Origin of the sequence: Streptomyces sp. 2323.1 (genome assembly GCF_900221035.1) — a bacterium.
GTDB classification, from domain to species: domain Bacteria; phylum Actinomycetota; class Actinomycetes; order Streptomycetales; family Streptomycetaceae; genus Streptomyces; species Streptomyces sioyaensis.
Genome location: NZ_LT907981.1, coordinates 586,980 through 613,716, shown reverse-complemented (window position 1 = coordinate 613,716; position 26,737 = coordinate 586,980). Strand labels below are relative to the sequence as shown.

The window sequence follows — 26,737 nt, the reverse complement described above, 5'->3', positions numbered from 1 at the left end:
CCTCAGCCTTCGTCCCCCGGCCCCGCCCGGCCACCCGGACGGCCCGAACGTGTGTCACCCCGTTGCTGCCGGGCGGGCGTAGGCCCGGACATCGGCGTCCGGGTCGTCGGCGACCGAGGCGAGGGCCCGGCGGGCGTCCGCGCGGCCGGCGTGGGCGCGCAGCGCGAGGACCGCGGCCTTGCGCACATCCGCGTGAGGGTCGCCCAGCGCGGCGGAGAGCGCGGCCACGGCGGTTGCGGAGCCGGCGGCCGTCAGGGCCGTGGCGGCACCGGCCCGGACCTGCCAGGCCGGATCGCCGAGCGCCGTGGCGGCCGCCGCGTCGTACGGCGCCGGGCAGCCGGCCGTGGCCAGCGCCGCGAGCGCCGCGGCGCGGACGAGGGGGTCGTCGTCGGGCAGGAACGCGGCCAGCTCTTCGGGGCGGCCGACCGTACCGAGGCCCTGTGCGGCGGCCACCCGCACCTCACGGGAGCCGTCCTCGGCGGCCCGCCGCAGGTCGTGCGGGGCGTCGACAGAGACCAGGGCGCGGACGGCCTGGAGGCGTACGTCCACGGCCGGGTCGGTGAGTGCGGCGGCGAACAGGGCCCGGTCGCCGAGGCCGAGCGCGCGCAGCACCTCCACGGCGGCCGAGCGGACGACGGCGTCGGGCCCGTGCACGGCGGCGGCCAGCGAGGCGCCCAGGCCGGCCTCCGGGGGGAGGACTTCGACCAGTTCGCGCAGTGAGGCGCCGGCCGCGGCCCGGACGGCCGGGGCGGGGTCGGCGAGGGCGGCGGCGAGGGCCTGGCCGGTGCCGGGCGGGACGCTCTCGGTGAGCGCGTCGACCGCGGCCCGGCGGACGGCCGGGTCGGGATCGGCCAGGTAGGGGCGCAGCGCCGGGAGGTCCGGCTGGTCCTCGGTGAGGGCGAGGAGTTCGAGGATGCGGGGGGAGGGGGGAGTCCCGGTGGCGGTGCCGGTCCCGTCGCTGGACCCGGGCGCCGCGGCAGCACTCGCCCCCGTGGACCCCACCGGTGGAGTGTCCCGCCGCCCCGCCGTCGCGACCTGCTCCGGATGGACCTCGCCGAGGAAGCGGGAGTCGCCGCCCATGGGGGCGTACTCGTCGACCGGGACGAGGTACGGCGCCACCGGGCGGGCGGTGAACTCCATTGCTCCCGTGGCCGATTTGCGCAGGTCGAGGTGGTGCAGCCAGTCGCGGTCATTGCTCTTCGGGTGGTCGGTGCGCGCGTGGTAGAGGCCCCAGCGGGACTCGGTACGGGCCAGCGACGACCGAGCGGCCATCTCGGCGCAGTCGCGGATGAAGGTGACCTCCGCGCAGCGCATCAGCTCGTGCGGGGTGCGGGCACCCATGGCGGCGATATCGGTGTGCATCCGGGTGAAGTGCTCGACGGCCAGCGACAGCCGGGCACCGCTCTTGGGCGGGGCGACATAGTCGTTGACGAAGCGGCGGAGCTTGTATTCGACCTGGGGCTGCGGCGGGCCGTCGGGAGAGCGCAGCGGCCGGTAGATCAGCTCATGGGCGGCGCGCACCTGGTCGGCGGGCAACTCGCCCTCGTACACGCGGAATTGCGCGGCGTCCTCGCCCGCCAGATCACCGAAGACGAACGCTCCGATCATGTAGTTGTGCGGGACGCAGGCCAGGTCACCGGCCGCGTACAGTCCCGGCACGGTCGTGCGGGCCCGGTCGTCGACGCGCACGCCCGACGCCGAATGCCCGCCGCACAGGCCGATCTCGGAGATGTGCATCTCCACGTCGTGGGTGCGGTAGTCGTGGCCGCGCCCGGCGTGGAAGGTACCGCGGGTGGGGCGCTCGGTGGTGTGCAGGATCGTCTCCAGGGCGGCGACGGACTCCTCCGGGAGGTGACTGAGTTTCAGATAGACCGGTCCGCGCGCGGAGGCGACCTCGGCCGCGAACTCCGCCATCATCTGGCCCGACCAGTAGTCGGATTCCACGAACCGCGCACCGTGCCGGTTGACCTGGTAGCCGCCGAACGGATTGGCGACATAGGCGCAGGCCGGGCCGTTGTAGTCCTTGATCAGCGGGTTGATCTGGAAACATTCGATGCCGGTGAGTTCGGCGCCCGCGTGGTAGGCCATCGCATAGCCGTCGCCGGCGTTGGTGGGGTTCTCGTAGGTGCCGTAGAGATAGCCGGAGGCGGGCAGGCCGAGGCGGCCGCAGGCTCCGGTGGCGAGGATCACCGCCCCGGCGCGGACCGTGACGAACCGTCCCGTACGGGTGTGGAAGCCGGCCGCGCCGACCGCCCGGCCGCCGGACGTGAGCACCCGCACCGGCATGATGCGGTTCTCGATGCGGATCCGCTCGCGCATCTCGCGCCGCCGCAACTGCCGGTAGAGGACCTTCTTGACGTCCTTGCCCTCCGGCATCGGCAGCACGTACGACCCGGAGCGGTGCACCCGCCGGACCGCGTACGCGCCGTGTTCGTCCTTCTCGAACTTCACGCCGTACGACTCCAGCCGCTGCACCATCGCGAAGCCGCGGGTCGCGGTCTGGCAGACGGTGGACTGGTCGACGATGCCGTCGTTGGCGCGGGTGATCTCGGCGACGTAGTCATCGGGTTCCGCGCGGCCCGGGATGACGGCGTTGTTGACCCCGTCCATGCCCATGGCGAGCGCACCGGAGTGCCGGACGTGCGCCTTCTCCAGCAGCAGGACGGATGCGCCGTGTTCGGCGGCGGTGAGCGCCGCCATGGTCCCGGCGGTGCCGCCGCCGATGACGAGGACGTCGCAGGACAGTTCCTCGGCGGTGTCGGGGGAGGGGATCTCCATGACTTCCGTGGTCTCCATGGCGGTGCCTTTCGGTCGCCGGTCACGTCGGACGACGTGACCGGTCACAGGGTCAGGGGCGGGTCACGCCGGGCGCCGGACGCCCGGTCGGCGCTAGGGCCCTTCTGATGGATCTCCGCGGCGTCGCGACGCCCGGCACGCCCTCTCACCGCACCGCGCGAAAGCCCAAGTAGCGCCGCTACGAGGACTTCCGCGCAGCGCGCCGAGAGCACGCACCGGACGCCGCTCCTTCTGCCACGGAGATCCATCAGAAGGGCCCTAGGCCCGGCCGTCCAGGGAGGCCAGGACCTCGCGGCGCAGGGCGGCCGTCGCCGGCTCGGCGTGCGCCGCGCGCACCCGTGGCCGCGGGACGTCCAGCACCCGGCCGGTGCCCAGCAGCGCGACCCGGTCCCCCAGGAACAGCGCCTCGTCCACGTCATGGGTGACGAAGACGACGGTGGCCCGGGTCCCGCTCAGCGCCGTCACCAGCAACTGCTGCATGCCGGCCCGGGTCTGTGCGTCGAGCGCGCCGAAGGGTTCGTCCATCAGCACCGCGCGCGGCCGCCCCGCCAGCGCACGCGCCAGCTGGGCGCGCTGCCGCTGGCCGCCGGAGACCTGGTGCGGCAGGCGGGTGGCGTGCTCGGTGAGGCCGACCCGGGCCACCCAGTCGTCGGCCCGCGCACGGCGCTGCGCGCGGCCCACGCCCCGGATGGCCAGCGGGAGTTCCACATTGGCCCGCAGGGTGCGCCAGGGCAGCAGCGCATCCTCCTGGAAGATCAGCGCACGGTCCGCGGCGGGGCCCTCGACGGGCGTGCCGTCCTGGCTCAGCCGGCCATCGAGCAGCGGCAGCAGACCGGCCAGCGTGCGCAGCAGGGTGGATTTGCCGCAGCCGGACGGGCCGACGACGGTGAGGATCTCGCCCGCGGCGACATCGAGGTCCAGGCCGTGCAGTATGGGGGCGCCGGGCCGGCCGAGCGCGGCACCGGTGAGGGTCAGCCGGAGACCCGGGGCAGCGCTCCGCGCCGGGGCCGCCGGGCTGATCTCGGTATCGGTCATGAGGATCCCCCCGGCACCGCGCGGGCCCGACGCCACCGCACCCGCCCGCCCGCGGGTGGGCCCGGGCCGTCCGCCGTCCGCGGCAGCCACCGGGTCAGGCGCCGCCCCAGCAGCTCCACCCCCGTGGAGGTGAGCCTGCCGAGCAGGCCGATGGTGGCCATCCCGACGAAGACCCCCGGATAGTCGAGGACGGTGTAGTCCTGCCAGGTGCGGTAGCCCACGCCGTACTCGCCGGAGATCATCTCGGCGGAGATCACACAGATCCACGAGACCCCGACGCCGACCGACAGCCCGCCGAGGATGCCGGGCAGCGCGCCTGGCAGCACCACCGACCACAGCACCCGCCACCGGCCCGCGCCCATGGTGCGGACCGCTTCCTCCCAGACCGGCGTCAGCGCCCGCACCGCATGCCGGGTGGAGACCGTGACCGGGAAGAACGCCGCGGCGAAGGTGATGAAGACGATGCCCTGTTCATTGCTGGGGAACAGCAGGATCGCCACCGGCACCAGCGCGATCGCCGGTATCGGGCGCAGCACTTCGAGCAGCGGGCCGAGCAGATCGAAGGCCAGGGCGGAGCGGGCGAGGGCGGTGCCGACGGCGACGCCCAGGACGGCCGCGAGGGCGAAGCCGCCGACGATCCGGGTCAGGCTTTCGGACACGTCCTGCCAGTAGGCGCCGGTACCGAGCCGGCGGGCGAACTCCCGGGCCGTCTCGGTGACCGTCGGGAACTGGGAGAACCGCAGCCACAGGTGCACCCGGAACTGCGCGAGCAACTGCCACAGGGCGAGCGCCGCGAGGACCGCTGCCGTACGCCGGGCGTGCCGGGTCCAGGGCGCCGGACGCGGGCCCGTCCGCGGGGCGGCGCCGGCCGTGGTGGCGGGCGCGCTCACCGGGCCAGCTCCAGGGCGGCCGCGTAGCTGACGGTGCGGGCCCCGCGGTGCTGATGCGTCCAGGCGTCGGCGGTGGCCCGGGCGGTGAAGGGCAGCAGCCGGTCCCCGTCGTGCACCCAGACAGACTTGTCGGCGAACCAGCGGCTGCCGGTCGTCGTATCGGCCGTGTACGCGGCCCGCACCGTGCCGTGGTGGGCGGCGACGAACCGCAGCAGCGCGGCCGGCCCGGCGAAGGTGTGGGTACGGTCCTCGCCGCGCAGCCACACCTCGTCCGGCGACGGGTGCGCGGTGCTGCGCACGGCCTTGGCGTAGCCGCTGCCGTAACTCTGCCTCAGGTAGCGGTCGTCGACGAAGGAGTCCACATCGACCGGCCCGGTCAGCCTCGCCGCGCGCAGCACCGGGACGTCCTTCTTCAGTGCGGCGAGCAGCTGCGGCTTGAGGGTGGGATCGAAGGTGGCGATGCCGCCGGAGCCGTTGTAGAGGTAGACCACCTCGGGCGGGAGCCCGGTGGCCGAGGCGACCTTTTGGGCGGCGTCGACCGGATGGGCCCGCAGATAACGCGTCGCGTCCCGCTGCGCGGTCAGGAACGCCCGCACCAGTGCCGGGTGCTGTGCGGCGAAGGCGTTCCGCACGGTCACGCCGTGGAAGGTGGGCAGGCCGAGTGCGCCCCCGTCGTAGAGCGGCTGCGCCTTGCCCTGGAAGGCGAGCAGCCCCGGCCAGGCGACGAACTGGGAGAGCGCGTCCGCGCTGCCCGACCGCAGCGCCGAAGCCCCCACGGCCGGCTGCTGGTTGAGCTTGTGGATGCCCTGCTCCGGGTCGATCCCGGCCCGCTGCAGCGCCCGGACGAGCGTGCCGTCGGAGGCCGAGCCGACGCTGCTGGAGACGTTCTTTCCGCGCAGGTCCGCCAGCGAGCGCAGCGCCGAACCGGGCCTGGTCACAATGGTGTTGAGAGCGCCGCGCAGGTTGTAGCCGGTGACGGAGACCAGCCGGGTCGGGGCGTGCAGCTGCGTACCGCGGGCGGCGTTGATGAGCAGCGGGAAGTCGCCCATCGAGCCGATGTCGACCTTCCCCGCGACCATCTGGGCGGTGATCGGCGCACCGGTCGCATAGTCCTGCCACCGCACCTTGTACGTCCTGCCGTCGCGCCTGCCCTGGGCGCGCAGCGCACGTTCGAAGGAGCCCAGCGAGCGGAGCAGGGTTCCGGCGGTGACGGTGTTGATGGTCTTGGACTGGTAGCCGACGGTCACGGTGACGGTCTTGTCGTCCGACGCGTCCGCGGTGCTGCCGCAGCCGCTGAGCGACACCGTCAGCAGGGTGGACGACAGCGCCGCCACCAGCACCCGGCGGCCGGCCGGACGCCGGGCGGCGGATGCGGGAGCGGACAGGGTGGGGGAGGGGAGGGGGAACGGAGTGGACGGGGAGCCCGGGAGTCGGGAGCTCATGGACGGAGGCCTCTCATCGCAGCAGATAGGGCATGTTGACCGTGACCGCACCGGTGGGACAGCGCGCGGCGCACGGGCCGCAGTACCAGCACTCGTCGACGTGCATATAGGCCTTGTTGCTCGCCGGATCGATGGCGAGTGAGTCCAGCGGGCACATGTCGACGCACAGCGTGCAGCCGTCGATGCACCGGGACTCGTCGATGGTCACGGGCACATCGCCGCGTTGGGGCACAAGAGGCATGGCGGTCTCCGGGCGGGGCGGGAGCGGATGAAGAGGGGAGGAGCGGACGGCGGGGTTCAGAGCGTGCGGCGCAACAAGCCCCGCATGGTGAGGCGGTCCCCGCGGAAGCGGATGAACTCCAGGTCGACGGGGGAGCCGTCGGCGAGATGGGTGAGCCGTTCGAGCATCAGCAGGGCGGTGCCGCGGGGAGCCTCCAGCACAGCCGCCGAGTGGGCATCGGCGTTGACGGCCTCCAGGCTGATCTCGGCGGTGCCCAGCGGCTGTCCGGCGGCCTCCTCGAGTAGCCGGAACACATCGTTGTTCTCCAGATCGGCGTCGAGCAGCGACAGACCGAGGTCCATCGGGACATAGGTGAGGTCCAGCGACAGCGGCAGACCGTCCAGCCTGCGCAGCCGCTCCACGTACAGCACCTCGCCGCGCGGCGGGATCCGCAGCCGGTCCGCCACCGGGGCCGGTGCGGCGACCGGGCTGATGGTGCGTACCTCATTGGTGACCCTGCCGTGCGCGTGCAGGGTCTCGGCGAGACCCCTCAACCGGTCCAGGGCGTGCGGGTACTTGCGGCACACCACGACCGTGCCCACACCCGGCTGGCGTTCCACGAGCTGTTCGGCACGCAGCAGGTCCAGGGCCTGGCGCACGGTGTTGCGCGACGCGCCGTAATCCGCGCCGATCACCTCCTCGTGCGGCAGTACGCCGTCGGGGAAGCGGCCCGCGAGCACCTGATGGCGCAGCAGGTCGGCGAGCTGCCGGGCGCGGTCCGCGCGGAGCCGGCGACGGCGGGCGGCCGCCACCGGAGTGGTGTGCTGGCGGGTGCGTTCGGCTGGCATGCGGTGGACCATACCGACGGGATCCGGCCAATGGTGTTGCCGCAACATTGCGCCATCTGCCGCCCTCGGGTCGAGGGCTGTGACCTGCGCTTTCGCCGCCGTCGGGGCAAGATCTGCCACCGCGGACGCGGTCGTACGGCACCTCGGAACTGGCCGGACGGCCCCCGGATACGGCCGGACGGGCACCCCGGGCAAGGCCGGACGGGCACCCCCGATACGGCCCTCCGGAGCCCGGGACTCGACCCCCGGTGCCCCGGAGGCAGCCGTCCGGATCGGCGAATGCGGCCGTCCGGCGCCCGTGTCGTCGGGCGGTCCGCGCCGGCCTGCCGATAGCGTCGCATCCCACCACGGCGCCACCCCCGCCCCGCCCGACGACCGGCGCGGGACCCGCCCGGTGCCCGGGTGCCGACGAGGAGGTGGGCGCGTGTCCACATGGCCGTCCGTGCTGTTCGCGCTGCTCGCGGCGGCCAGCAATGCCCTGGCCACGGTGCTGCAGCGGCGCGCGGCCCGTACCGTCCCGCTGTCCGCCGGACTGCGGCTGGGACTGCTCGTCGATCTGCTGCACCGTGCCGTCTGGATCGGCGGGATGCTCGCGGTCGTCGCCGCGGCGTGCTTCCAGGCGCTGGCACTGTCGCAGGGGGCGCTGTCGGTGGTGCAGCCGCTCTTCGTGCTGGAACTGCCGCTCGCGCTGCTCATCGGGCGGGTCCTCCTCGGCGGCCGGATCTCCCGCAGCGGCTGGGTGGGGGTGGTGCTGCTGGTCGTCGGACTCGGCTCCGCCCTCGCCGCCGCCGCGCCCACCATCGGCACCGACCACGCCCCGTTCGGCCGTTGGGTGCCCGCCCTCGTGGTCTGCGCCGCGGTGATCGTCACGGCCGTCGGCGCCGCGCTCCGCCGCGGTGCGGGCGGCGTGCGGGCGGCCTGCTTCGCGGGGGCGACGGCCGTCTCCTACGCACTCACCGCGGCCCTGATGAAGGACGCGACGCACACCTGGCAGGCCGGCGGCCCCGGCGCGTTCTTCACCGCATGGCAGACCTATGGCTTCGCCGCTGTCGGGATCATGGCGATCTTCCTCTTGGAGAACGCCATGCAATCGGGCCCGCTCACCGCCTCGCAGCCGGTGCTCACCCTCGGGGACGCACTGGTGAGCCTGTCGCTGGGCGTCACCCTCTACGACGAGCGGGTACGGGCCGGCTGGTGGCTGGTGCCCGAAGCCCTGGGCGTCGCCCTGGTCCTGTGGGGCGCGGTGCTGCTCTCCCGCGTCGCCCTGGCCCGGGACCTGACGGGCGCGCCGGGCACCGCCCCCGCCGCCCCCGGCGGGACCGCCGCCGAAGCCGGACCGCCGTGACCTGAGATCAGCGCGCCGCGCCCCCGAGGTCGGCGCGTATCCGGTCGGCGAACCAGCCGACCGCGGCCTCCCGGCGGGACAGCGGACCCGGCTCAAAGTCCGGTGTGCCGAGGCCCTTTTGCACCCGGGCCACCAAGGCGACGTCTTCGTCATTGGTGAGCCGGCCGAGGTGGATGTTGAGCCGTCGGGCGAGCCGGGTGCGGACACCGGCCCCGCGGCGGGTGTAGAAGGCGCCGGGGACGGCGACCCGGTCGACCGCCGTGGGGAGGGCGGTCCAGGCAAGTACGTGGTCGGGGTAGAAGTCGAGGAGCGTGTTGGGGTAGATCACCGCGTACCGCCAGACCCGCCGGTCCGCCTCGGTCAGCCCGGGCATGGGGGAGGCGAGCCGCTGGTAGAGCCGCTCGGCCCGGTTCGAGGACGGCTTGTCCCGCAGCGGTGAGGTGAAGAGCGCATACGCCTCGGCGGTCTCGCAGGTGTAGCGCCGGTAGTCGAGCAGGCGCATCAGCCCGGGGTGGGCGACCGGGATGTGATAGCCCTCCAGGTAATTGTCGACCGTGACCTTCCAGTTGGCCTGCTGCACCTCGGCGCCGGCCAGATCGTGGAGGCGGCTGCGGCCCACCGGGACCAGGTCGGCGCCCGCGTAGTGGCCGACGGCCGCGGCCAGTTGGGCGCACTGCTCCGCCAGCGGCACCGCGTCCGGGTCGAGGTTGGCGAAGACGAACCCGAGGAACGACTCGACCCGGACCGGGAAGAGACCGAGCGCCGGCTTGTCCAGACAGGGGATCTGGCGCGCCTCCGGCGCGCCGACCAGCCGTCCGTCGAGCTTGTACGTCCAGCCGTGATAGGGGCACCGGATGGCCTTGCCGGAGGGTTCGGGCGCGGTGACCAGGCGGGTGCCGCGGTGCCGGCACACATTGAGGTGTCCGGCGAGGGTGCCGTCCCCGGTGCGTACGACCAGCACCTCGCGGTCGGCGACGGTGGCCGCGAGCCGCGCGCCGGGGCCGGGGAGATCGGATTCATGGCACACGAGCTGCCAGGACCTGGCGAAGATCTGCCGTGTCTCGGCGGCTACCAGAGCCGGATCGGTGTAGTAGCGGGCGGACAGTGCCTGCCCGGGGAGGTCCTGCTCCGGGACCGTGGTGGTGGCTTCAGGGTGCATCGAATCACTCCTCCGTGCCGCACGGACGGGGCGAGGCGGTGGGCGGGCGTGCAGGGACCGTACCGGCCTGCCGGGATCCGTGCTGACTCATTGGCCGGTCGTCGGCTCACCGGCGGGTTCAGCGACGCCAGGAGTTGTGTCCTGACTAACTGATTAGTTAGTGTAGTGGAGGTGCCGCTCCGGCGCTCCGTCACAGGGGGCCGGACGCGGCCGGACCCCCTCTCCCCGGAGGCACGCATGAGCCGTCGTCGGAGCCTGGTCTGGCTCGGACTCACCCCCGAACCGGAGCGGGAACTGCCCACCACCGTCGCGGCCCTGCGCACCGCCGTACGGGACCTGGCCCACACCCCCGCCGAAGCGGCGCAGGCCGAGCGGCACCGCGTCGAGCGGCTGATCCTGCACGGCACCCAGCAGCGCTGGCTGCGCTATCTCGCCGAGGTGACCGGCCTGGTGACGGCCGTCGCCGGCGGCGCACGCCCCGGTGACCGGCGGGCCGCACTCCGGGCGGCCGAGGTCGTGCTCGACCACCACCGCATGCTGATCGGCCTGCCCGGAACCGGGTACGGCCGGACGGCCGCCGACCGCCGAGCCCTGGAAAGCGCGGTACGCACCCTGCGCACCGCCCCACCGGACGGAGACCGAGGATGACCCGGATCGACTCCCTGATACCCCGGGGGACCCTCGGGGTGCTCGGCGCCGCCCCGGGTGTGAGCGAGGACGCCGCGGCGTACGACGCCGCCGGCGGCTACCGCGCGACGACCGCGGCGGCCGAGCTCCTCGCCGGTATCGACGCCGCCGGTCTGCGCGGCCGCGGCGGCGCCGGCTACCTCACCGCGGCCAAGCTGCGCGCCGTCCGTGACGCCGGAGACCGCCCCGTCGTCGTGGCCAACGGCGAGGAGGGCGAGCCCGGTTCGGTCAAGGACCGCTGGCTGCTGCGGGCCCGGCCGCATCTGGTCCTGGACGGGCTGCTGCGGGCCGCGGAGATCACCGGTGCGCGGCGCGGCTATGTGTACCTCTCCGACACCGCGGCGGGCGAACGGGTGCGCCGCGCGCTCGCCGAGCGGCCGCCGCGGCTGCCGGTGGAGGTCGTCGAGACCCGGCACGCCTATGTCGCCGGGGAGGAGTCCGCGGTCGTCCGGCGGATCAACGGCGGACCCGCCCTCCCCACCACCACACCGCCCCGCCCCCATGAGGAGGGCATCGACGGCGCCCCCACCCTCGTCGCCAATGTCGAGACCCTGGCCCGTGTTGCGCTGATCGCCGCCCGGCCGGAAGGGCGCCGCCACACCGCGCGCAGCACGCTGGTGACCCTCGCCGGGGGCGGCGCCGATCCGCTGCTCGCCGAGGTGCCCTACGGCTGCACCCTGCGGAGCCTGGCCCGCGCCCAGGGCACCCCCGAGCCGGCCGGCGTCCTCATGGACGGGCTGTTCGGCGGGCTGATCGGGCCGCACTTTCTCGACCTCGCGCTGGGCCCCGACACCCTCGCGGCCGCGGGCACGGCCCTGGGCTGTGGGGCGATCCGCTTCCTCGCCCCCGAGGAGTGCCCGGTCTCCCTCGCCTCCGCCGCCATCGCCCATCTTGCCGCCGAGAGCGCCCGGCAGTGCGGCAGTTGCGTCCCGGGCACCGGCTCGATCCGCGACGACGTCGGCTCGCTGACGACCGGCACGGCCGCCCCTGGCCTCGTCTCCCGGCTGCACCGCCGGGCCACCGCACTGCCCGGCCGCGCCGCCTGCGGGCTGCTGGACGCCGCGGCGCGTACGGCCGGCAGCCTCCTGCGGGCCTTTCCCCACCTCGTCCGGTCCCACCTCAACGACGCCTGCCCGGCCTGCGCGGCGCCCGTCGGCCCGCTCACCGTGGCCGTCCCCCGCGTCGCCGGCCGCCCCGTGCCCCATCCGCGCTCCGCCGCCTGCCCGGCGGACGACCGGGAAAGGTGATGCGGGAAGATGGCGCCGGACGGGCCCGCCGCGCCCGCCGAGGATTTCGACACGACCCGGGGAGCACTCACGTGGCCAAGGCTGGACGCACTCTCGAAACGCGGGAACGGATTCTTGCCGCCGCGTGCGAAGTGATCGCCGAGGTCGGCTTCGAGAAGATCCGGATGCGGATGGTCGCGGAACACGCCGGAGTGTCGACGGCCCTGCTCCACTACCACTTCGAGAACCGCGAGCGGCTCTTCGCCGAGGCGATGACCCATTCCTTCGGGCAGACCGGCACCGAACTCGAACGGGACGCCGACACCGTGCCGGCCTCCGTGGTCCTGGCCCGCATCCTGCACAACATGCTGCCCACGGACCCGGAGCTGCGGCAGGACTGGCGGCTGTGGCAGGAACTGTGGGTCAGGGCCCTGCGCGACGAGACCGCCCAGCAGCTCGCCGTCGATCTCTACGACCAGCTGCACACCTGGCTCGCCCAGGCCATCCGGCGGGGCATCGCGGCGGGCGAATTCCGCGACTGCGACGTCGACGCGACCAGCTCGCTGCTGCTCGCGCTGAGCGACGGTTTCGGCATCCGGCTGATGCTGGGCGACCCCAGGATCGACCTCGCTGCCGCCCAGGCCGCCATCTGGCGGGCCGTCGCGGGGACGCTCGGTGTCCCCGACGCCTTCCCCGAGATCTGAACGCACTGGCCGGAACGTCCCTGATGGCGCCGCGGTGACGGTGGCAGCCGGGCCCGCCGGCGTTACGGCGACAGGACCGTGAGTGCGTCCTGCGCCCGGGCGACGGCGGCGGAATGGCCGAACAGACCGGGCAGCCCGCCGGAGTGCAGCAGTACGGTGCGCCGGCCGGCCGCCACCGAGCCGTCCCGCACCGCCGCCCGCAGCCCGGCCAGCGCACGCCCGGTGTAGACGGGGTCGAGGGCGATGCCCTCCGTACGGCCCGCCAGGGTCAGCGCCTCCATCGACTCCTCGGTCAAGGTGCTGTAGCCGGCGCCGACTTGGTCGAGCCGCAGGCGCAGCGCCTCCGGGGCGTGGACCGTGCCGGACAGGCTGGAGACCAACTCGGTCACGGTGCCCGCCGGGTCGTCCACCGCACCGCAGTGGACACCCAGCACCTTCCCGGGCCCGAGGGTGTCCACCAGCCCGGCCATCGTGCCACCGGACCCGAGGGCCACGACGACGGTGTCCAGGTCCGGTGCCTGGCCGAGCAGTTCGCGCCCGCACTCGGCATAGCCGTACGCACCCAGCGGGCTGGAACCCCCTAGGGGGATCACGGCCGGGACGGCGCCCCGCTGCCGGAGCCGCTGCGCCACCCGCTCCGCCGCGGCGGCGAGTTCCGCGCCCCGTACGTTCCCGGCCCATACGACGGTGGCTCCGAAGAGGCCGTCGAGGACGAGGTTCCCGGAGGACGACGAGGTGGCCGAGCCGGCCAGTACCAGCACCACATCGAGTCCGAGCCGGGCGCCGGCGGCTGCGGTCAGCCGGGCATGGTTGCTCTGCGCGGCGCCGGTCGTCACCAGGGTCGTGGCGCCCTCGGCGAGCGCCGCACCACAGATCCACTCCAGCTTGCGCACCTTGTTCCCGCCGCCGCCGAGACCGGTGAGGTCCTCGCGCTTGATCCAGAGATCCTCCGCCCCGAGCCCCAGCTCGCGGGCCAGCCGCGGTGCCGGTTCCAGCGGGGTCGGCCATGTCGCGAGCGCTGCCCGCCGCGGTGCGCCGCTGTCCAAGCCCATCGTCGGCTTCCTTCCGTCCGCCTGTCCTTGCCGGTCCGCGGTCAGCCTGTCATGCCCCCTGCACCGGGGGGGCGCCATGGTCCGAACAGGGCGGCGCCCAGGGCGTGTCCGGTGGATCACGGCCGGGTCGGACCGTGATCCACCGGACAGGCCCTAAGGAATTCCCCGGATGGCCGGTGGGGGTGCGACGTGGCCGGATCCGGACGCTATGCTTGCTGGATACAAGCAATGTATTCAGCCGACCGATGGCATCACCGGCATCACCGCGAAGGAACACGACGATGAGTAAGGGCACGGTCCATGCCTGCGACCGGGCTGCCGCGCAGGTCACCGCCTCGTCGAGGCTGGAGGACGCTGCCGCCGGGCTGGGGACGGAGATCGTCCGCTTCTCCCGGCTGATGGCGGCATGGAAGCAACGCGCCAAGGCGGACGGCGGTGCGGCCGACCGGGTGCTGCTGGCCAGGCTGGTGGTCGGCGGGGATCAGCGGGCGACCGACCTGGCCGCCGACGCCTTCTTGGACCTGTCGACCGTCAGCCGTCAGGTGCGTTCGCTGGTCGAACGGGGCCTGGTCACCCGTCGCCCCGATCCGGAGGACCGCCGTGGGTCGCTGCTGGCCGCGACGGAGGCCGGGCGTGCCGCTTTCGCTCAGTACCGCCGTCAGCGCGACGCCGAACTGGCTGAGCTGCTCGAACCGTGGTCGCCCCAGGACCGGGCCGATCTGATCCGGCTGCTGGGCCGCCTCAACGAGGACATGGCAGAACGACAACACACACGGCTGGGTCCCGGGGGAGACCAGGGCGCCGCCGTGGAGCAGGGAGACATACGTACATGAGCACAGCCACCTCTCCGCCCGAGGCGGGAGCCGAGGCGATACCCGCCCCAGGCTTCCTGAGTCACCGTCAGATCCTCACCATCCTCAGCGGCTTGATGCTGGGGATGTTCCTGGCCGCCCTCGACCAGACCATCGTCAGCACCTCGATCCGGACCATCGCCGACGATCTGCACGGCCTCAGCCAGCAGGCCTGGGCGACCACCGCCTATCTGATCACCTCGACGATCGCCACCCCGCTGTACGGCAAGCTGTCCGACCTGCACGGCCGCAAGCCCTACTACCTGGCCGCGATCACGATCTTCGTCGCGGGTTCGGTGCTGTGCACCTTCTCCACCTCGATGACCGAACTCGCCGCGTTCCGGGCCGTACAGGGCCTGGGCGCGGGCGGTCTGATGTCGCTGGCGCTGGCGATCCTCGGTGACATCGTGCCGCCCCGGGAACGCGCCCGGTACCAGGGCTACATGCTCGGCACCTTCGCCACCTCCAGTGTGGCCGGGCCGCTGATCGGCGGCGCCCTGGCGGGCCAGGACCAGCTGCTGGGCCTCACCGGCTGGCGCTGGGTCTTCCTGGTCAACGTACCGATCGGCATCATCGCGCTGTTCGTGGTCGCCAAGGTCCTCAACATCCCGCACACCAGGCGCGATCACCGCATCGACTGGTGGGGCGCGGTCACCATCTCGCTCGGTGTCGTGCCGCTGCTGCTCGTCGCGGAGCAGGGCCGGGAGTGGGGCTGGGACTCGTCCCGGTCGATCGCCTGCTATGCCATCGGTGTGGTCGGCATCATCGCCTGGATCCTGGTCGAGCGGCGGATCGGGGACGACGCCCTCATCCCGATGCGGCTGTTCCGCAACGGCACCTTCAGCAAGACGAGCCTGATGTCCGTGCTGATCGGTATGGGGATGTTCGGCGGATTGCTGATGATCCCGCAGTACCTCCAGATCGTGAAGGGCGCCAGCCCCACCAAGTCGGGTCTGGAGATGCTGCCGCTGATGGCGGGCATGTTGATCGCTTCGGTCGCGTCCGGCCAGATCACCGGCAAGACCGGCCGCTACAAGATCTTCCCGATCATCGGCACCGCGCTGATGTTCGCGTCGATGCTGCTCTTCCACTTCCGCGTCCAGTGGGACACCCCGCTGTGGGAGACCATGTTCTACATGCTGGTCTTCGGCCTCGGTCTGGGCGGCTGTATGCAGACCCTGGTGCTGTCCGTACAGAACGCGGTGCCGCCGCGGGACATGGGCGTGGCGACCTCGTCGGCCACGTTCTTCCGGCAGATGGGTGCCACCGTGGGCACCGCGATCTTCCTGTCGGTGCTGTTCAGCACGGTCGGCGAGAAGATTTCCGGGGCGTTCAAAGACGCCGTGTCCACCGAGCGGTTCCAGGCCGCACTGCACGACCCCGCGGTGCTGCACGACCCCGCCAACAAGCCCGTGCTGGACATGCTCAAGCACCCCGGCAACGGCAACTCCTCGGGCGTGCTGAGCGATTCGTCGTTCATCCAGCACCTCGACCCGCGGCTGGCCGAGCCGTTCAAGCGCGGCTTCGCGGACTCGATGCACACCGTGTTCCTCATGGGCGCGGTCGTCGTCGCACTGGCCTTTGTGCTGATGTGGTTCATCAAGGAGATGCCGCTGCGGCAGCTGTCCGGCCTGCAGGCACGGGCCCAGGCCGAGGCGGAGGCCGACGCGGCAGCGCAGTCCGCCGGGGGCGCGGCGGACGGTGTAGCCGACGACGCGGCGGGTGCCGCGGACGGGGCTGACGCCGCTGGTTCGCCTGCTCCGGACGAACGCGCCGAACGTGCCCAACCGGCCGCTGTCCCGGCCGACGAGCCCGTACCGGCCCTCGCCGCACCGCCCGCCGGCTCCGTGACCGGTGCGACCGGTCCCGCGATCCGGGGCACGGTGCGGGACGGCGACGGCCGGCCGGTGGACCGGGCCGCGGTCACCCTGATCAGTGTCGGCGGCCGGCAGCTCGGCCGTACCTCGACCGGGGCCGACGGCGGCTACGCCCTGCCCACGACCGGCGCCGGCACCTATGTGCTGATCGGCTCCGCGGGGGCTCGTCAGCCGCAGGCCGCGACCGTCGTGGTGGGCGCGGAGCCGGTGTCGTTCGATCTGACGCTCAGCGGTGCCGCGGGCCTGTCGGGCGAGGTCCGTGCGGAGAAGGGCGACGACCCGGTGCCCGGCGCACTCGTCGTGGCCACCGACGTCCGCGGCGAGGTCGTGGCGTCGGGTGTGGCCGGCCAGGACGGCGGCTTCGCCTTCGCTGAACTGAGCCCGGGCAGCTACACCCTGGCCGTCAGCGCCGCGCACCACCGCCCGTCCGCGCTCCAGGTAGAGGTCGCCTCCGGCGCCCGCAACTGGTACGAGGTCCGGCTGACGCTCGGCGCCCAGGTCCGGGGCACCGTCCGCACGGCACACGGCAGTCCGGTGGACGACGCCCGGGTGACCCTGCTGGACCCGGCGGGCAATGTCGTGGGCACCGCCACCAGCGGCCGGGACGGTGAGTACGTCTTCACCGATCTCGACAGCGGCGACTACACCCTGATCGCCAGCGGCTACCCGCCGGTGGCGACCCCGCTGTCCGTGGGGGCCGCCGGGCACGGCGAGTGCGACATCGAGCTGGGCCATGACCCGGTGACGTGACGGCCGCCGGCGAGGGAGGCGGAGCCGACGGGCCCCGTGCGGACGCGCGCCGGGCCCGTCGGCCATGACCGGGGCCCGGCCGTTCTCGTCGGCCCGCAGCGCGTGGGCGCGGGCCGGCGCGGGAGCCGGCCGGCGCGTCCGTCGCCGGCGCCAGGAGCCCTGCGACCACCGCTTTCCCACCCACCGGGTTTGGCGCCGTGGCCCCCGTCTACGTACAGTTCCGCCGAAGCTTGAATAGAACACACGATCCCAGGGGAAGCGGCAGCGGCGATGACGGTGACCGAAACAGGCATGGCCGAGGGCGCGGGTATCGACGCGGAACGGATGGCGGTCTGCCTCAGCGTGCTGGAGGAGCTCGACGCGCTGCCCATCGACCACCCCGACGCCATCGCCATACGGCGCGCCACGGCCGGGATCTACCGCAAGGTGAAGCAGCGGCGCCGGCACGAGCGCCGGGCGGCCAAGACCGCCAACGACCGGGCGGTGACCGCGGCCACCGCCACCGGCGCCCCCGACCGGATCGATGACGAGACGCAGGGGCTGGCCCTCAGCAGCTCCGTGACGAGCGAGATCGCCGGAATCCTGGAGCGGCCCCGGTCCTGCTACACCTGCAAGAGCCGCTACGTCCAGGTCGACGCCTTCTACCACCAGCTCTGCCCGCCCTGCGCCAAGGAGAACCGGGCCCGCCGCGACGCCCGCACCGACCTCACCGGCCGGCGCGCGCTGCTCACCGGCGGCCGGGCGAAGATCGGCATGTACATCGCGCTGCGGCTGCTGCGCGACGGCGCCCACACCACCGTCACCACCCGCTTCCCGAACGACGCCATCCGCCGCTTCAAGGCGATGCCGGACAGCGCGGAGTGGCTGCACCGGCTGAAGATCGTCGGCATCGATCTCCGGGACCCGGCGCAGGTCCTCGCCCTCGCCGATGCGGTGAGCGCCGAAGGCCCGCTCGACATTCTGATCAACAACGCCGCCCAGACCGTCCGCCGGTCGCCCGACGCCTACGGCCAGTTGATCGCCGCCGAATCCGCGCCGCTGCCCGCCGGGGAACTGCCCGCCTCGGTCGTCCTCGGCCACTTCGGCAGCGGTGCCCCCGCCGCGCTCCCCGCCGCCACGGCCGGCTCCGGCGCCCTGACCGCCGAGGACATCACCGCGCTCGCCCTGACCACCGGCTCCGCCTCGCCCGCCCGGATCGAGGCGGGCACCGCGATCGACGCCGGCGGGCTGGTCCCCGATCTGCACGCGACCAACAGCTGGATCCAGAAGGTCGATGAGGTCGACCCGGTCGAGCTGCTGGAAGTCCAGCTGTGCAATATGACCGCGCCCTTCCTGCTGGTGAGCAGGCTGCGCCCGGCGATGGCGGCGGCCCCCGCGCGCCGTAAGTACGTGGTCAACGTCTCGGCGATGGAGGGTCAGTTCAGCCGCGGCTACAAGGGCGCCGGGCATCCGCACACCAATATGGCCAAGGCGGCGCTGAACATGCTCACCCGCACCAGCGCCAGGGAGATGCTGGAGACCGACGGCATCCTCATGACCGCCGTCGACACCGGCTGGATCACCGACGAGCGCCCGCACCCCGACAAGATGCGCCTGGCGGACGAGGGCTTCCACGCCCCGCTCGACCTGGTCGACGGCGCCGCCCGGGTCTACGACCCGATCGTCCGCGGCGAGCTCGGTGAGGACCTGTTCGGCTGCTTCCTGAAGGACTACGCCCCCGCGGCCTGGTGATCCGTCCGCTGCCCGCCGAGGGCCTCAGCCGGCCGGACGCTCGCGCGCTCCGGACGGCTTCCGGCGGCGCGGACGCGGCGCCGCGGACGACTCCTGGGCCTCCTCCGGTGGCGCCGCGTCGGCCCCCGGGACGGGCAGCGTGCTGCGCAGCCGCGCCAGCAGGGCCCTGGCAGCGGGGGCGGCGGGCCCGTCCGTCCGCCAGGTCAGGGCGACCCGGCCGCGAGGTTGCGGCGCGGCGAGCGCCAGCGTCCGCAGCCCGGCCGCGGCCCCGTCCGCCGGCGGCGGGATGACGGCCACGCCGAGCCCCCGGGCGGCGAGCCGCTCCAGCACCGGCGGAGCGGCCGCCTCGAAGGCGATACGGGGCCGGAACCCCGCCTCCGCGCAGGCGCGTTCGAGTACCCCGCGCAGACCGGTACCGCGCGGCAGGCTGATCAACGGGCGGTCGCGGAGCGCGGCCAGCGGGATGCTCCCACCGGCCGGGTACGTCCTGAGCAGGGGATCGTCGGCCGCGACGGCGGCGACCAGGGGCTCGTCGACCACGAGCTGCACGGAGATCCCCGGCGGCGGCTCGTCCGCCACGAGGCCGGTCACGGCGAGGTCGAGTTCCCCGCGGTGCAGCGCGTCGAGCATCCGCTCCGAGGTGTCCTCCGTGAGGGAGATCTCGACCTGCGGATGGGCGTCGTGGAAATCGGCCAGCAGCGAGGCCATATCGAATCGGCGGGTGCTCGCGCCCGAGACCAGGCCGACCCGGACCCGCCCCCGCAGCAGCCCGCTGAACTCGTCCACGCTCTGCCGGATCCCCTCGGCGGCGGCGAGCGCGGCCCGCGCATAGGGGAGGACGGCCCGCCCCACCTCCGTCACGGTCACCGCCCGGCCTCCGCGGTCGAGGAGCGGCTGCCCCAGCTCCCGTTCGAGCTGCCGTATCTGGGCGCTCACCCCGGGCTGCGCCAGATGCAGACGGGCCGCGGCCCGGGTGAAGTTGGCCTCCTCCAGGACAATGCGACGCACCCCTGGACCTCGCCGGTGGGCGGACTGGCGTCGGCGCTCGGGCACGACGTGGTCCACGGCCTGGACTTCACCGTCCCCCTCGGCCTCGACCGGCAGGTTCCCGCCGCCCGCGTCCGCTTCCTCCTGGAGCAGATCACCCCCAGGACCGCCCGGTTCTTCGGGGCCGACCTCAGCGGTATCGCACTCCACGCCGAGGACCTCGACTGGTCCCTTGGCACCGGAGCCCCGCTCTACGGCACCGCCCAGGACCTGCTGTTGGTCGCGTACGGACGCAAGCTCCCTCCGGGGCGGCTCCAGGGGGAGGCGCAGCACCGCTTCGTGGCGGGGTGAGGGCGGCCGCCTGCCATTTCTGCGGAGGGGCCGCCGACCGTACTTGCGGCGCGGCCGTGCCGCTCAGCCCTCCAGCCCGTGCCGCGCCAGCAGCGGCTCGATCTGCGCATCCCGGCCGACCACCGCGCGGAACGCCCCCATCGGATCGACGCTGCCGCCCTTGCTCAGCAGTTCCCGGCGGAAGATCTCTCCGCTCTTGCGGACCGTCTTCCCGTTCTCCCGGAACCAGCGGACGGTGTCGGCGTCCAGGACTTCCGCCCAGCGGTAGCCGTAGTACCCGGCCGCGTAGCCGCCGTGGAAGACATGGGCGAAGTAGCCGGTGCGGTAACGCGGCGGGATCGCGGCCATCGCGAGCCCGTGGCGCTCAAGGGCGGCCGCCTCGAACGCCTCGGCGGCGCCTTCCTCCGGCACCTGGTCGGCAGAAAGGCTGTGCCAGGCCCAGTCGAGCACCGCGGCCGCCTGGTGCTCGACCATCCGGAACCCCGCACCGAAGGTCTCCGCCTCGCGTAGCCGGGCGGGCAGTTCGGGCGGCATCGGCTCGCCGGTGACGTGGTGGCGGGCGTAATGCGCCAGAACCTCCGGCCAGTCCGCCCACACCTCGTTGACCTGGGACGGGAACTCGACGAAGTCGCGCGGCACCTGGGTGCCCGACAGCAGTGGGTAGCGGACGTCCGAGAACAGACCGTGCAGCGCATGCCCGAACTCGTGGAAGAGCGTGTGGACCTCACTCCACGTCAGCAGCACCGGTTCGCCGGCCGGCGGCTTCGCGACGTTGAGATGGTTGACGACCACCGGCTGGTGGCCGAGCAGACGGGACTGCGGCACCAGCGCGTCCATCCAGGCGCCGCCCCGCTTGGACTCACGGGCGTGGAAGTCGCCGATGTACAGGCCGAGTTGACTTCCGTCGGCGTCGTGCACCTCGTAGACGCGGGCATCCGGGTGGTGCGGCACCAGATCGGGGCGCGGGGTGAAGCTGATCCCGTAGACCAGCCCGGCGGCATGAAAGACACCGTCGTGCAGCACGGTCTCCAGCTCCAGATACGGCCGCAGCGCCGCCGCGTCGAGATCGAAGCGTTCCTTGCGCACCCGCTCGGAGTAGTACTGCCAGTCCGCCGCGCCGATCTCGGCGACTCCGGCCGCCTCGGCCAGGGCCGCGCCCTCCCGCTCGGCATTGGCGACGGCGGGTGCGACCAGCCGGCCGAGCAGGGTCTCGACGGCCTCGGTGGTGCCGGCGGTCCGGTCCGCGACCTCCCAGGCGGCGTGGCTGGGGTAGCCGAGCAGGGCGGCGCGCTCGGCGCGGAGCCGGGCCAGGGTGACGGCGACCGGGCCGTTGGTGTCGATACCGCGCCCCAGGGAGGCGGCCAGCAGCCGTTCGCGCAGGGCGGGATCGTCGAGCGCGGCCAGCTCCGGCTGGTTCGAGAAGTTCTTCAGGCTGAGTACGAACTTGCCCTCGTGCCCGAGCGCATGGGCGTTCCGGGCGGCGGCCGCGATCTGGTCCGCCGACAGCCCGGCCAGCTCCTCGGCACGGTCCAGCACCAGCGCGGCGGCCGCGTCGGCGGTGCGCAGGTTCTGTCCGAACTCGATGGACCGGGCGGCGATTTCGGCATTGAGCTCGCGCAGCCGCTGCTGCTGTTCCGGGGCGAGGCGCGCACCTGCGCGGACCCGGCGGGTGTGATGGCGTTCCAGCAGCATCCGCTGTTCCGCGTCCAGCCCGAGCTGCTCGCGCCGCTCGTGGAGCGCGTCGAGCCGGGCGAACAGGGCGGGGTCGAGCAGCAGTGCATCGTCATGGGCGGCCAGCCGGGGAGTGATCTCGGCTTCGAGCGCCTGGATCTCGTCATCGGTGTCGCAGGCCGCCTTGTTGAAGAACACCCGGCTCACCCGGTCCAGCACCGCGCCGCTGCGCTCCAGCGCCTCGACGGTGTTCTCGAAGGTCGCCGGCCCGGCACCGGCGCTGATCGCCGCCACCTCGGCCAGTTGCTCGTCCATGCCGCGTACGAAGGCGGGCAGAAAGTGCTCGTTACGGATCCGCGCGAAGGGCGGCAGCTCGTAGGGCAGATCGCTCGGCGCAAAGAAGGGATTCGACGTCACAGCGTTCGACACTACGCCGCAGGCCCGGCCCGGGTACGGCAGTCGCTGCAGGAGAAGAGCTTGTGCGCGATGGTAGTTGACACCGAAATTTGTGGGATCGGCTGCGGGGAGGGGCGGTGGGGCCCGGGAAGCGACGACGGACCATCCGTGATGTGATCGAAGGCAAGGCGAACCACACTCCTGAGGCAGGAGGAATCATGGCCAGCAAGCTGCGGGCGCGGGACATCATGTCCGGCGGAGCACACTGCGTGGGGGCACACGAGTCCTTGAAGGACGCGGCGAAGATGATGCGCGATCTGGACGTCGGCTGCCTGCCCATCTGCGGTGACAACAACAAGCTGACCGGGTTGATCACCGATCGTGACATCGTCGTCTCGTGTTGTGCCGAAGGGATCGATCCGGCGACGGTACAGGCCGGTTCGATGGGCGGACGGCTGCACTGGATCGACGCCGACGCGGACGCCAAGGAGGTGCTGCAGACCATGGAGAAGCAGCACATCAAGCGCCTGCCGGTGATCGACGTCAAGGGCGGCCACCAACTGGTGGGAATGATCACCGAGGCCGATCTCGCCAAGAACCTCAGCGACAAACAGATCGCGGAGTTCGCAAGCGCCGTCTACGCAACCGCCTGACCCCGGAACGGCTCCGTCCGTTCAGCACCGGCCAGGCGCGCTACCGGCACCGAGTCCGGCGGCGCGCTTGAGCCGGGCACGCTTGAGCCGGCACGTCTGAGCTGGGCAGGCCTGAGCCGGGCACGTCCGAGCCGGCGTGCCGCGTGCCGGATGCCGGCGTGCCGCGTCCGGGCGGGGCGGAGCCCGGTGTCCGTCCCATGGGCCCGTGTTGGGGACGGTGGCCCCACCCATTAGCCTGCGGTGATCAACATCGGCTCGGAGCGCTGGGCGCATGCTCGGTTGCGCCCACACGAAAGGACTCGCTTCTGTGTCCATGCCCTCCCCACCGCAGGGCGGTTACGGCCCCTACGGACAGCCGGGCCAGGCCCCTTACGGACAGCCGGGCCCGTCCCCGTACGGACCGCCGGGACAGGTCCCCTACGGGCAGCCGGCGCAGGCTCCGTACGGCGGTCCCGGGATGCCGCAGCAGGGCGGCTACCCCGGCGGTCAGCTGCCCGGCGGCCCCGTACCCGGGCCGCCCGGTGGGCGGCCGCCGCGGCAGGTGCGGATACCCGGCATCGTCCGTGCGCTCCTCGTCCTTGTGCTCTTCGGCGGGGTGGCCACCTGGGTGGCGCTGCACCAGGACGAGTACAACGCCGAGAGCCGCAAGCGTCCCAGGGTCGATCCGCACAGCGCCGGTACGGCCCAGGTGGGCGACTGCCTGCAGCAGACCGGCGGCACGGACGACGAGCCGATTCTCCGGACGGTCGGCTGTGCCGAGCCCGCGGCGAAGTACAAGGTCGTAAGGCGTGAACCGCACGCCGAATGCGGGCCCGGTGAGACCCGCTACCGGCAACTCAGCGGCCACTACGAGACCTTGAACCTCTGCATGACGCGCGTCGGCGACAAGGCCGCGGCCTCCTAGGACGCCGGCGGCCGGAATGCCCCAGTCGACCGGTCAGCGGGGGACCGGGGGAGCCGGACCGCTTCCAGTGGAATTCCCCGCCCGGCGAGAGCGCCTGACGGTGGCTCGTCCGTCCGGACGAGCCACCGTGCCGTGCAGGGGCGGAGCATCAGCGGATTTCCCTCAACACGCCGGGAAATACCGGGGATTGCGAACCGTGCTCAGTGCCCCGCGGAACGCGGCAGGACCAGTCGCATGCCGGGGAAAATGAGATGCGGATTCGCCCCGATCGCCTTTCGGTTCAGCCGGTAGAATTCGCGCCAGTCGCATCCGTGCGCATACGCGAGGCCGCTCACCGTGTCCCCGGTGTTGACGACGAGCGACCTGCCGGTACTCCGATGACTTCCGTCTTTGTGGCGCTTCTCATGGATCTGCGGATGCCGTACCCGGCCGCGGGCCGGCGCACCGGTGTGCCGCTGCGGGGTGGCGTGCGCGGTGGTGGAGCGTGGCGCGCTGTGCCGGGTGGCCGAGTTGAGCCCCAGCGAGGCCGAGCAGGCCGGCCAGGCGCTCCAGCCCTGACGGGCCAGCACCCGTTCCGCGACCTGGATCTGCTGTGCCCGGGTCGCCCGCCCGGCCCGTGACGCATAGGCGCCGCCGCCGAACGAGTGCCAGGTGGAGTGGGCGAGCTGCAGCCCTCCGGAGAAGCCGTTTCCCGTGTCGATACGCCAGTTCCCTCCGCTCTCGCACCCGGCGAGGCGGTCCCAGGCGCCTCCCCGGGCCTCGGCCGGCGCTCCGGACGCGAGGTTCAGCACACCGGCCGCCAACAGGACGGCTGCCGCCGTGATGCCCCGGATCCCGTGGCCCCGAAATTCATTCCGGGCGGTCGATTTCGATGCCTGACGAAATTCCATGCGGGTACTCCCGTCGCCCGCCGCGCAGTTGCCTGGCGGCATTTCAGAAAACCCGGCGTCTTAACGGTGTGCGTGTTCGAACGATGCTCGAACCTCATTTCCGTACGGCGCCGTGAATTTGACGGGGAAGAGACAACCATGCCCCGACTTACCCTCGGCAGAGCGCGCGGTAGCGCCCTCGCCTTACGCCCTGCACCCTTGCCGTCCGTCCGCGACCGTGCCTGCACACGGCGCACCTGATCAGACCGGCAGGGGCGCACCGTTCTTGCCCGAGGCGCATGACACCCACGGGCCCCGCGATCACCTGCCCGGCCCCGGGGTGTCCGCCGAGCGCATCCGGCGCACGTGTTGCATGCGCTGCGCAGGTCCGCACGCACCGCGCACGGGCGCCGGTGCGATGCAACGACCCGTGGCGGCCTGGTGCAACGACCCGTGGCAACCCGGTGCAACGGCCCGTGTCGGCCGGTACGGCGAGGTGCAGGGCCGGTCGGACCCTGAAGCCCACATCCGCCCCCGCTTCGGCGGGACCGCACCAAGGGGCGCACATCGCCAAACCACCATGAAATAGACAGGCGCACCACCCTGTGGTCCATTGGAAAGAAGTGCGTCTGCGTACAGGAGGCAGCAGGGGAGACAGCAGTGACCGACGTGGAGGTGCTGGTCGTGGGGGCCGGGCCGGTCGGGCTGACGGCGGCCTGTGAGCTGCGGCGTCGGGGGATCGGGTGCCGCATCGTCGACCGGCTGCCCGCGCGGCAGCCGTACGCCAAGGCGGTGGGCATCCAGCCCAGGACGCTGGAGATCTGGGACCGCATGGGGGTGGTCCGGGAGGTCCTGGCGGCCGCGGTGCCGCTGCGGGGGCAGTTGCTCTACGTCAATGGCGCCCAGCAGGCGCGGATAGAACTGACCCTGCCGCCGGAGGTTCCGTACCGCTTCGCCGCACTTCCGCAGAACGACACCGAGCGGATCCTGGAGGAAGCGCTCGTGCACGGCGGGGGCCGGATCGAACGCGACACCGAGCTGGTGGGTTTCGCGCAGGACGCCGACGAGGTCCGGGCCGAGCTCGCGCTGCCCTCCGGCGCCCGGGAACGCATCAGCGCCGGCTACCTCCTCGGATGCGACGGCGCCCACAGCATCGTCCGCAAGGTTCTCGGGTTCGGCTTCGAGGGCGCCGCTCTCCCCGAGGAGTACATGCTGGGGGACGTCGAGGTCGACTGGGAACTGCCGCCCGGCTACGCGGTCCGGTCCATGCACCAGCGCGACGGGCACACCGACGATCTGCTGGTGTGCATTCCGCTGCCCGGCCGCAACCGCTACCGGATGTCCATGCTCGTCCCGCCCGAACTCTCCCGTGCTCAACTCCCCGGTGACGAGGGCCTGTTGCACGGCCTGGAGGGCGGTGGCCCCGCTCCCGGCCTGGAACACCTCCAGGCGGTCCTGGACCGGCTCGCCCCGCAGCCCGCCACCGCCTCCCGGCTCCGCTGGTCCTCGGTCTTCCGGATCAGCCACCGCCTGGTGGACCACTACGGCGCGCACCGGGTGTTCCTCGCGGGGGACGCCGCCCACATCCATCCGCCTACCGGCGCCCAGGGCATGAACACCGGTATCCAGGACGCCTGCAACCTCGCCTGGAAGGTGGCCATGGCGGTGCGGTCGACGGCGAGTGCGCAGCTCTTGCGCAGCTACGACGCGGAACGCCGCCCCGTGGGCGAGGAGGTGGTGCAGCGGACGGTGCGGCACGCCGCTGAGGGCGTCCAGGCGGATCCGGACGACCCGTCGACGGTGATCCGGCGCGAGGCCCAGCTGCTCGTCAACTACCGGGGCAGCCCGATCGTCGCGCCGGACCGGCCGCCGCACCAGGGCCCCGCGCCCGGCGACCGGGCACCGGACTGCGGCGGTCTCCGCTTCGACCTCACCGCCTTCCCGTCCCGGCTGTTCGACCTCCTGCGCGGCCAGGAGCACACCGTGCTGCTCTATGCGGACCACCCGGAGCAGCTGGCGCCGTACGGCGAGCTGGTGGCGTCGGCGCGGAGCGCGGCGCACGGGCAGCTGGACGCCTGGGTGATCGTGGCCCCGCACACCGCGACGGACGGCCTGCTGCTGCCCGTCGTCCGGGATGCGCTGGACGAGTTCCGGCAGAGCTACGGCGCAGCCGGCGGCGCCGGGTTCGTCATCCGTCCCGACGGCTACCTGGGGCTGCGCTCTTCGCAGGTGAGCGGTCCGGAGCTGGTGTCGTACCTCGCGGCGACCTTCCGCACGTGAGGGGCGGGGTGCC

General features: G+C 73.0%; 21 protein-coding genes and 1 pseudogene. 11 read left to right on the top strand and 11 right to left on the bottom strand.

What is annotated here, in order from left to right; translation table 11 throughout:
* Nucleotides 1-54: 54 nt before the first annotated feature.
* The 6 genes from CPH93_RS02125 to CPH93_RS02100 all read right to left on the bottom strand — a co-directional run bounded on the left by CPH93_RS02125 (nt 55) and on the right by CPH93_RS02100 (nt 7,231).
* Nucleotides 55-2,796, bottom strand: a complete 2,742-nt coding sequence (locus tag CPH93_RS02125) for a fumarate reductase/succinate dehydrogenase flavoprotein subunit (protein WP_443031423.1) — start codon at nt 2,794-2,796, stop codon at nt 55-57.
* 258 nt (nt 2,797-3,054) lie between these two features.
* The gene (locus tag CPH93_RS02120; protein ID WP_096215261.1) at nt 3,055-3,831 is read right to left on the bottom strand and encodes an ABC transporter ATP-binding protein; all 777 of its coding nucleotides are present in this window, start codon (nt 3,829-3,831) and stop codon (nt 3,055-3,057) included.
* Nucleotides 3,828-4,721, bottom strand: a complete 894-nt coding sequence (locus CPH93_RS02115; RefSeq protein WP_173909695.1) for an ABC transporter permease — start codon at nt 4,719-4,721, stop codon at nt 3,828-3,830. The genes CPH93_RS02120 and CPH93_RS02115 overlap by 4 nt, the downstream gene beginning before the upstream one ends.
* Nucleotides 4,718-6,163 carry an ABC transporter substrate-binding protein gene (locus tag CPH93_RS02110; protein WP_096211754.1) on the bottom strand — a complete coding sequence of 482 codons (1,446 nt, stop codon included), beginning with the start codon at nt 6,161-6,163 and terminating at the stop codon, nt 4,718-4,720. The genes CPH93_RS02115 and CPH93_RS02110 overlap by 4 nt, the downstream gene beginning before the upstream one ends.
* 13 nt (nt 6,164-6,176) lie before the next feature.
* Entirely contained in the window at nt 6,177-6,404 is a 228-nt protein-coding gene (locus CPH93_RS02105; protein ID WP_006607955.1) for a 4Fe-4S dicluster domain-containing protein, read from the bottom strand.
* A gap of 56 nt (nt 6,405-6,460) precedes the next feature.
* Entirely contained in the window at nt 6,461-7,231 is a 771-nt protein-coding gene (locus tag CPH93_RS02100; protein WP_231977147.1) for a GntR family transcriptional regulator, read from the bottom strand.
* Nucleotides 7,232-7,655: 424 nt separating this feature from the next.
* Between CPH93_RS02100 and CPH93_RS02095 the strand changes: the two genes are divergently transcribed.
* A complete protein-coding gene (locus tag CPH93_RS02095) occupies nt 7,656-8,576 on the top strand; it encodes a DMT family transporter (RefSeq protein WP_096211752.1) in 921 nt (306 codons plus the stop codon).
* Nucleotides 8,577-8,583: 7 nt separating this feature from the next.
* Here the strand turns inward: CPH93_RS02095 and CPH93_RS02090 are convergent, their stop codons facing one another.
* A complete protein-coding gene (locus tag CPH93_RS02090) occupies nt 8,584-9,735 on the bottom strand; it encodes an aromatic ring-hydroxylating oxygenase subunit alpha (RefSeq protein ID WP_096211751.1) in 1,152 nt (383 codons plus the stop codon).
* A gap of 237 nt (nt 9,736-9,972) precedes the next feature.
* On the opposite strand from CPH93_RS02090, the gene CPH93_RS02085 reads away from it, so the two are divergent.
* The 3 genes from CPH93_RS02085 to CPH93_RS02075 all read left to right on the top strand — a co-directional run bounded on the left by CPH93_RS02085 (nt 9,973) and on the right by CPH93_RS02075 (nt 12,352).
* The gene (locus tag CPH93_RS02085) at nt 9,973-10,383 is read left to right on the top strand and encodes a hypothetical protein (protein ID WP_093487751.1); all 411 of its coding nucleotides are present in this window, start codon (nt 9,973-9,975) and stop codon (nt 10,381-10,383) included.
* Nucleotides 10,380-11,669 carry an NADH-ubiquinone oxidoreductase-F iron-sulfur binding region domain-containing protein gene (locus CPH93_RS02080; RefSeq protein ID WP_096211749.1) on the top strand — a complete coding sequence of 430 codons (1,290 nt, stop codon included), beginning with the start codon at nt 10,380-10,382 and terminating at the stop codon, nt 11,667-11,669. The genes CPH93_RS02085 and CPH93_RS02080 overlap by 4 nt, the downstream gene beginning before the upstream one ends.
* A 71-nt stretch (nt 11,670-11,740) precedes the next feature.
* The gene (locus tag CPH93_RS02075) at nt 11,741-12,352 is read left to right on the top strand and encodes a TetR/AcrR family transcriptional regulator (protein WP_096211748.1); all 612 of its coding nucleotides are present in this window, start codon (nt 11,741-11,743) and stop codon (nt 12,350-12,352) included.
* 62 nt (nt 12,353-12,414) lie between these two features.
* On the opposite strand, the gene CPH93_RS02070 is transcribed toward CPH93_RS02075, so the two are convergent.
* The gene (locus CPH93_RS02070; RefSeq protein ID WP_096211747.1) at nt 12,415-13,404 is read right to left on the bottom strand and encodes a D-cysteine desulfhydrase family protein; all 990 of its coding nucleotides are present in this window, start codon (nt 13,402-13,404) and stop codon (nt 12,415-12,417) included.
* A 281-nt stretch (nt 13,405-13,685) separates the two neighbouring features.
* On the opposite strand from CPH93_RS02070, the gene CPH93_RS02065 reads away from it, so the two are divergent.
* The 3 genes from CPH93_RS02065 (at nt 13,686) to CPH93_RS02055 (ending at nt 18,613) form a co-directional block, all read left to right on the top strand.
* Nucleotides 13,686-14,237 carry a MarR family winged helix-turn-helix transcriptional regulator gene (locus tag CPH93_RS02065; RefSeq protein WP_096211746.1) on the top strand — a complete coding sequence of 184 codons (552 nt, stop codon included), beginning with the start codon at nt 13,686-13,688 and terminating at the stop codon, nt 14,235-14,237.
* Nucleotides 14,234-16,882 (top strand): MFS transporter, encoded by a 2,649-nt coding sequence (locus tag CPH93_RS02060; RefSeq protein ID WP_096211745.1) that lies wholly within the window; start codon nt 14,234-14,236, stop codon nt 16,880-16,882. The genes CPH93_RS02065 and CPH93_RS02060 overlap by 4 nt, the downstream gene beginning before the upstream one ends.
* 270 nt (nt 16,883-17,152) lie before the next feature.
* Nucleotides 17,153-18,613 carry an SDR family NAD(P)-dependent oxidoreductase gene (locus CPH93_RS02055; protein WP_093487761.1) on the top strand — a complete coding sequence of 487 codons (1,461 nt, stop codon included), beginning with the start codon at nt 17,153-17,155 and terminating at the stop codon, nt 18,611-18,613.
* A gap of 24 nt (nt 18,614-18,637) precedes the next feature.
* Here CPH93_RS02055 and CPH93_RS02050 read toward each other — a convergent pair whose 3' ends face one another.
* On the bottom strand, nt 18,638-19,621 hold the full coding sequence (locus CPH93_RS02050) for a LysR family transcriptional regulator (RefSeq protein WP_096215260.1): 984 nt from the start codon (nt 19,619-19,621) through the stop codon (nt 18,638-18,640).
* Here CPH93_RS02050 and CPH93_RS02045 point away from each other — a divergent pair.
* A pseudogene (locus tag CPH93_RS02045) lies at nt 19,601-19,951 on the top strand (maleylpyruvate isomerase family mycothiol-dependent enzyme); the annotation flags it as partial. The gene CPH93_RS02050 and the pseudogene CPH93_RS02045 overlap by 21 nt on opposite strands.
* 63 nt (nt 19,952-20,014) lie before the next feature.
* Here CPH93_RS02045 and CPH93_RS02040 read toward each other — a convergent pair.
* Complete coding sequence (locus tag CPH93_RS02040; protein WP_096211744.1) at nt 20,015-22,039, bottom strand: M3 family metallopeptidase; 2,025 nt, start codon at nt 22,037-22,039, stop codon at nt 20,015-20,017.
* 197 nt (nt 22,040-22,236) lie between these two features.
* Here CPH93_RS02040 and CPH93_RS02035 point away from each other — a divergent pair, with 197 nt between their 5' ends.
* Together CPH93_RS02035 and CPH93_RS02030 are read left to right on the top strand one after the other, a co-directional pair.
* Nucleotides 22,237-22,671, top strand: a complete 435-nt coding sequence (locus tag CPH93_RS02035) for a CBS domain-containing protein (RefSeq protein WP_093487769.1) — start codon at nt 22,237-22,239, stop codon at nt 22,669-22,671.
* A 313-nt stretch (nt 22,672-22,984) separates the two neighbouring features.
* Nucleotides 22,985-23,575, top strand: a complete 591-nt coding sequence (locus tag CPH93_RS02030) for an LppU/SCO3897 family protein (protein ID WP_096211743.1) — start codon at nt 22,985-22,987, stop codon at nt 23,573-23,575.
* 200 nt (nt 23,576-23,775) lie between these two features.
* On the opposite strand, the gene CPH93_RS02025 is transcribed toward CPH93_RS02030, so the two are convergent.
* Nucleotides 23,776-24,465, bottom strand: a complete 690-nt coding sequence (locus CPH93_RS02025) for a LysM peptidoglycan-binding domain-containing protein (protein ID WP_096211742.1) — start codon at nt 24,463-24,465, stop codon at nt 23,776-23,778.
* A gap of 639 nt (nt 24,466-25,104) precedes the next feature.
* Between CPH93_RS02025 and CPH93_RS02020 the strand changes: the two genes are divergently transcribed.
* Nucleotides 25,105-26,724 (top strand): FAD-dependent monooxygenase, encoded by a 1,620-nt coding sequence (locus CPH93_RS02020; protein WP_096211741.1) that lies wholly within the window; start codon nt 25,105-25,107, stop codon nt 26,722-26,724.
* The last annotated feature ends 13 nt before the right edge of the window (nt 26,725-26,737 follow it).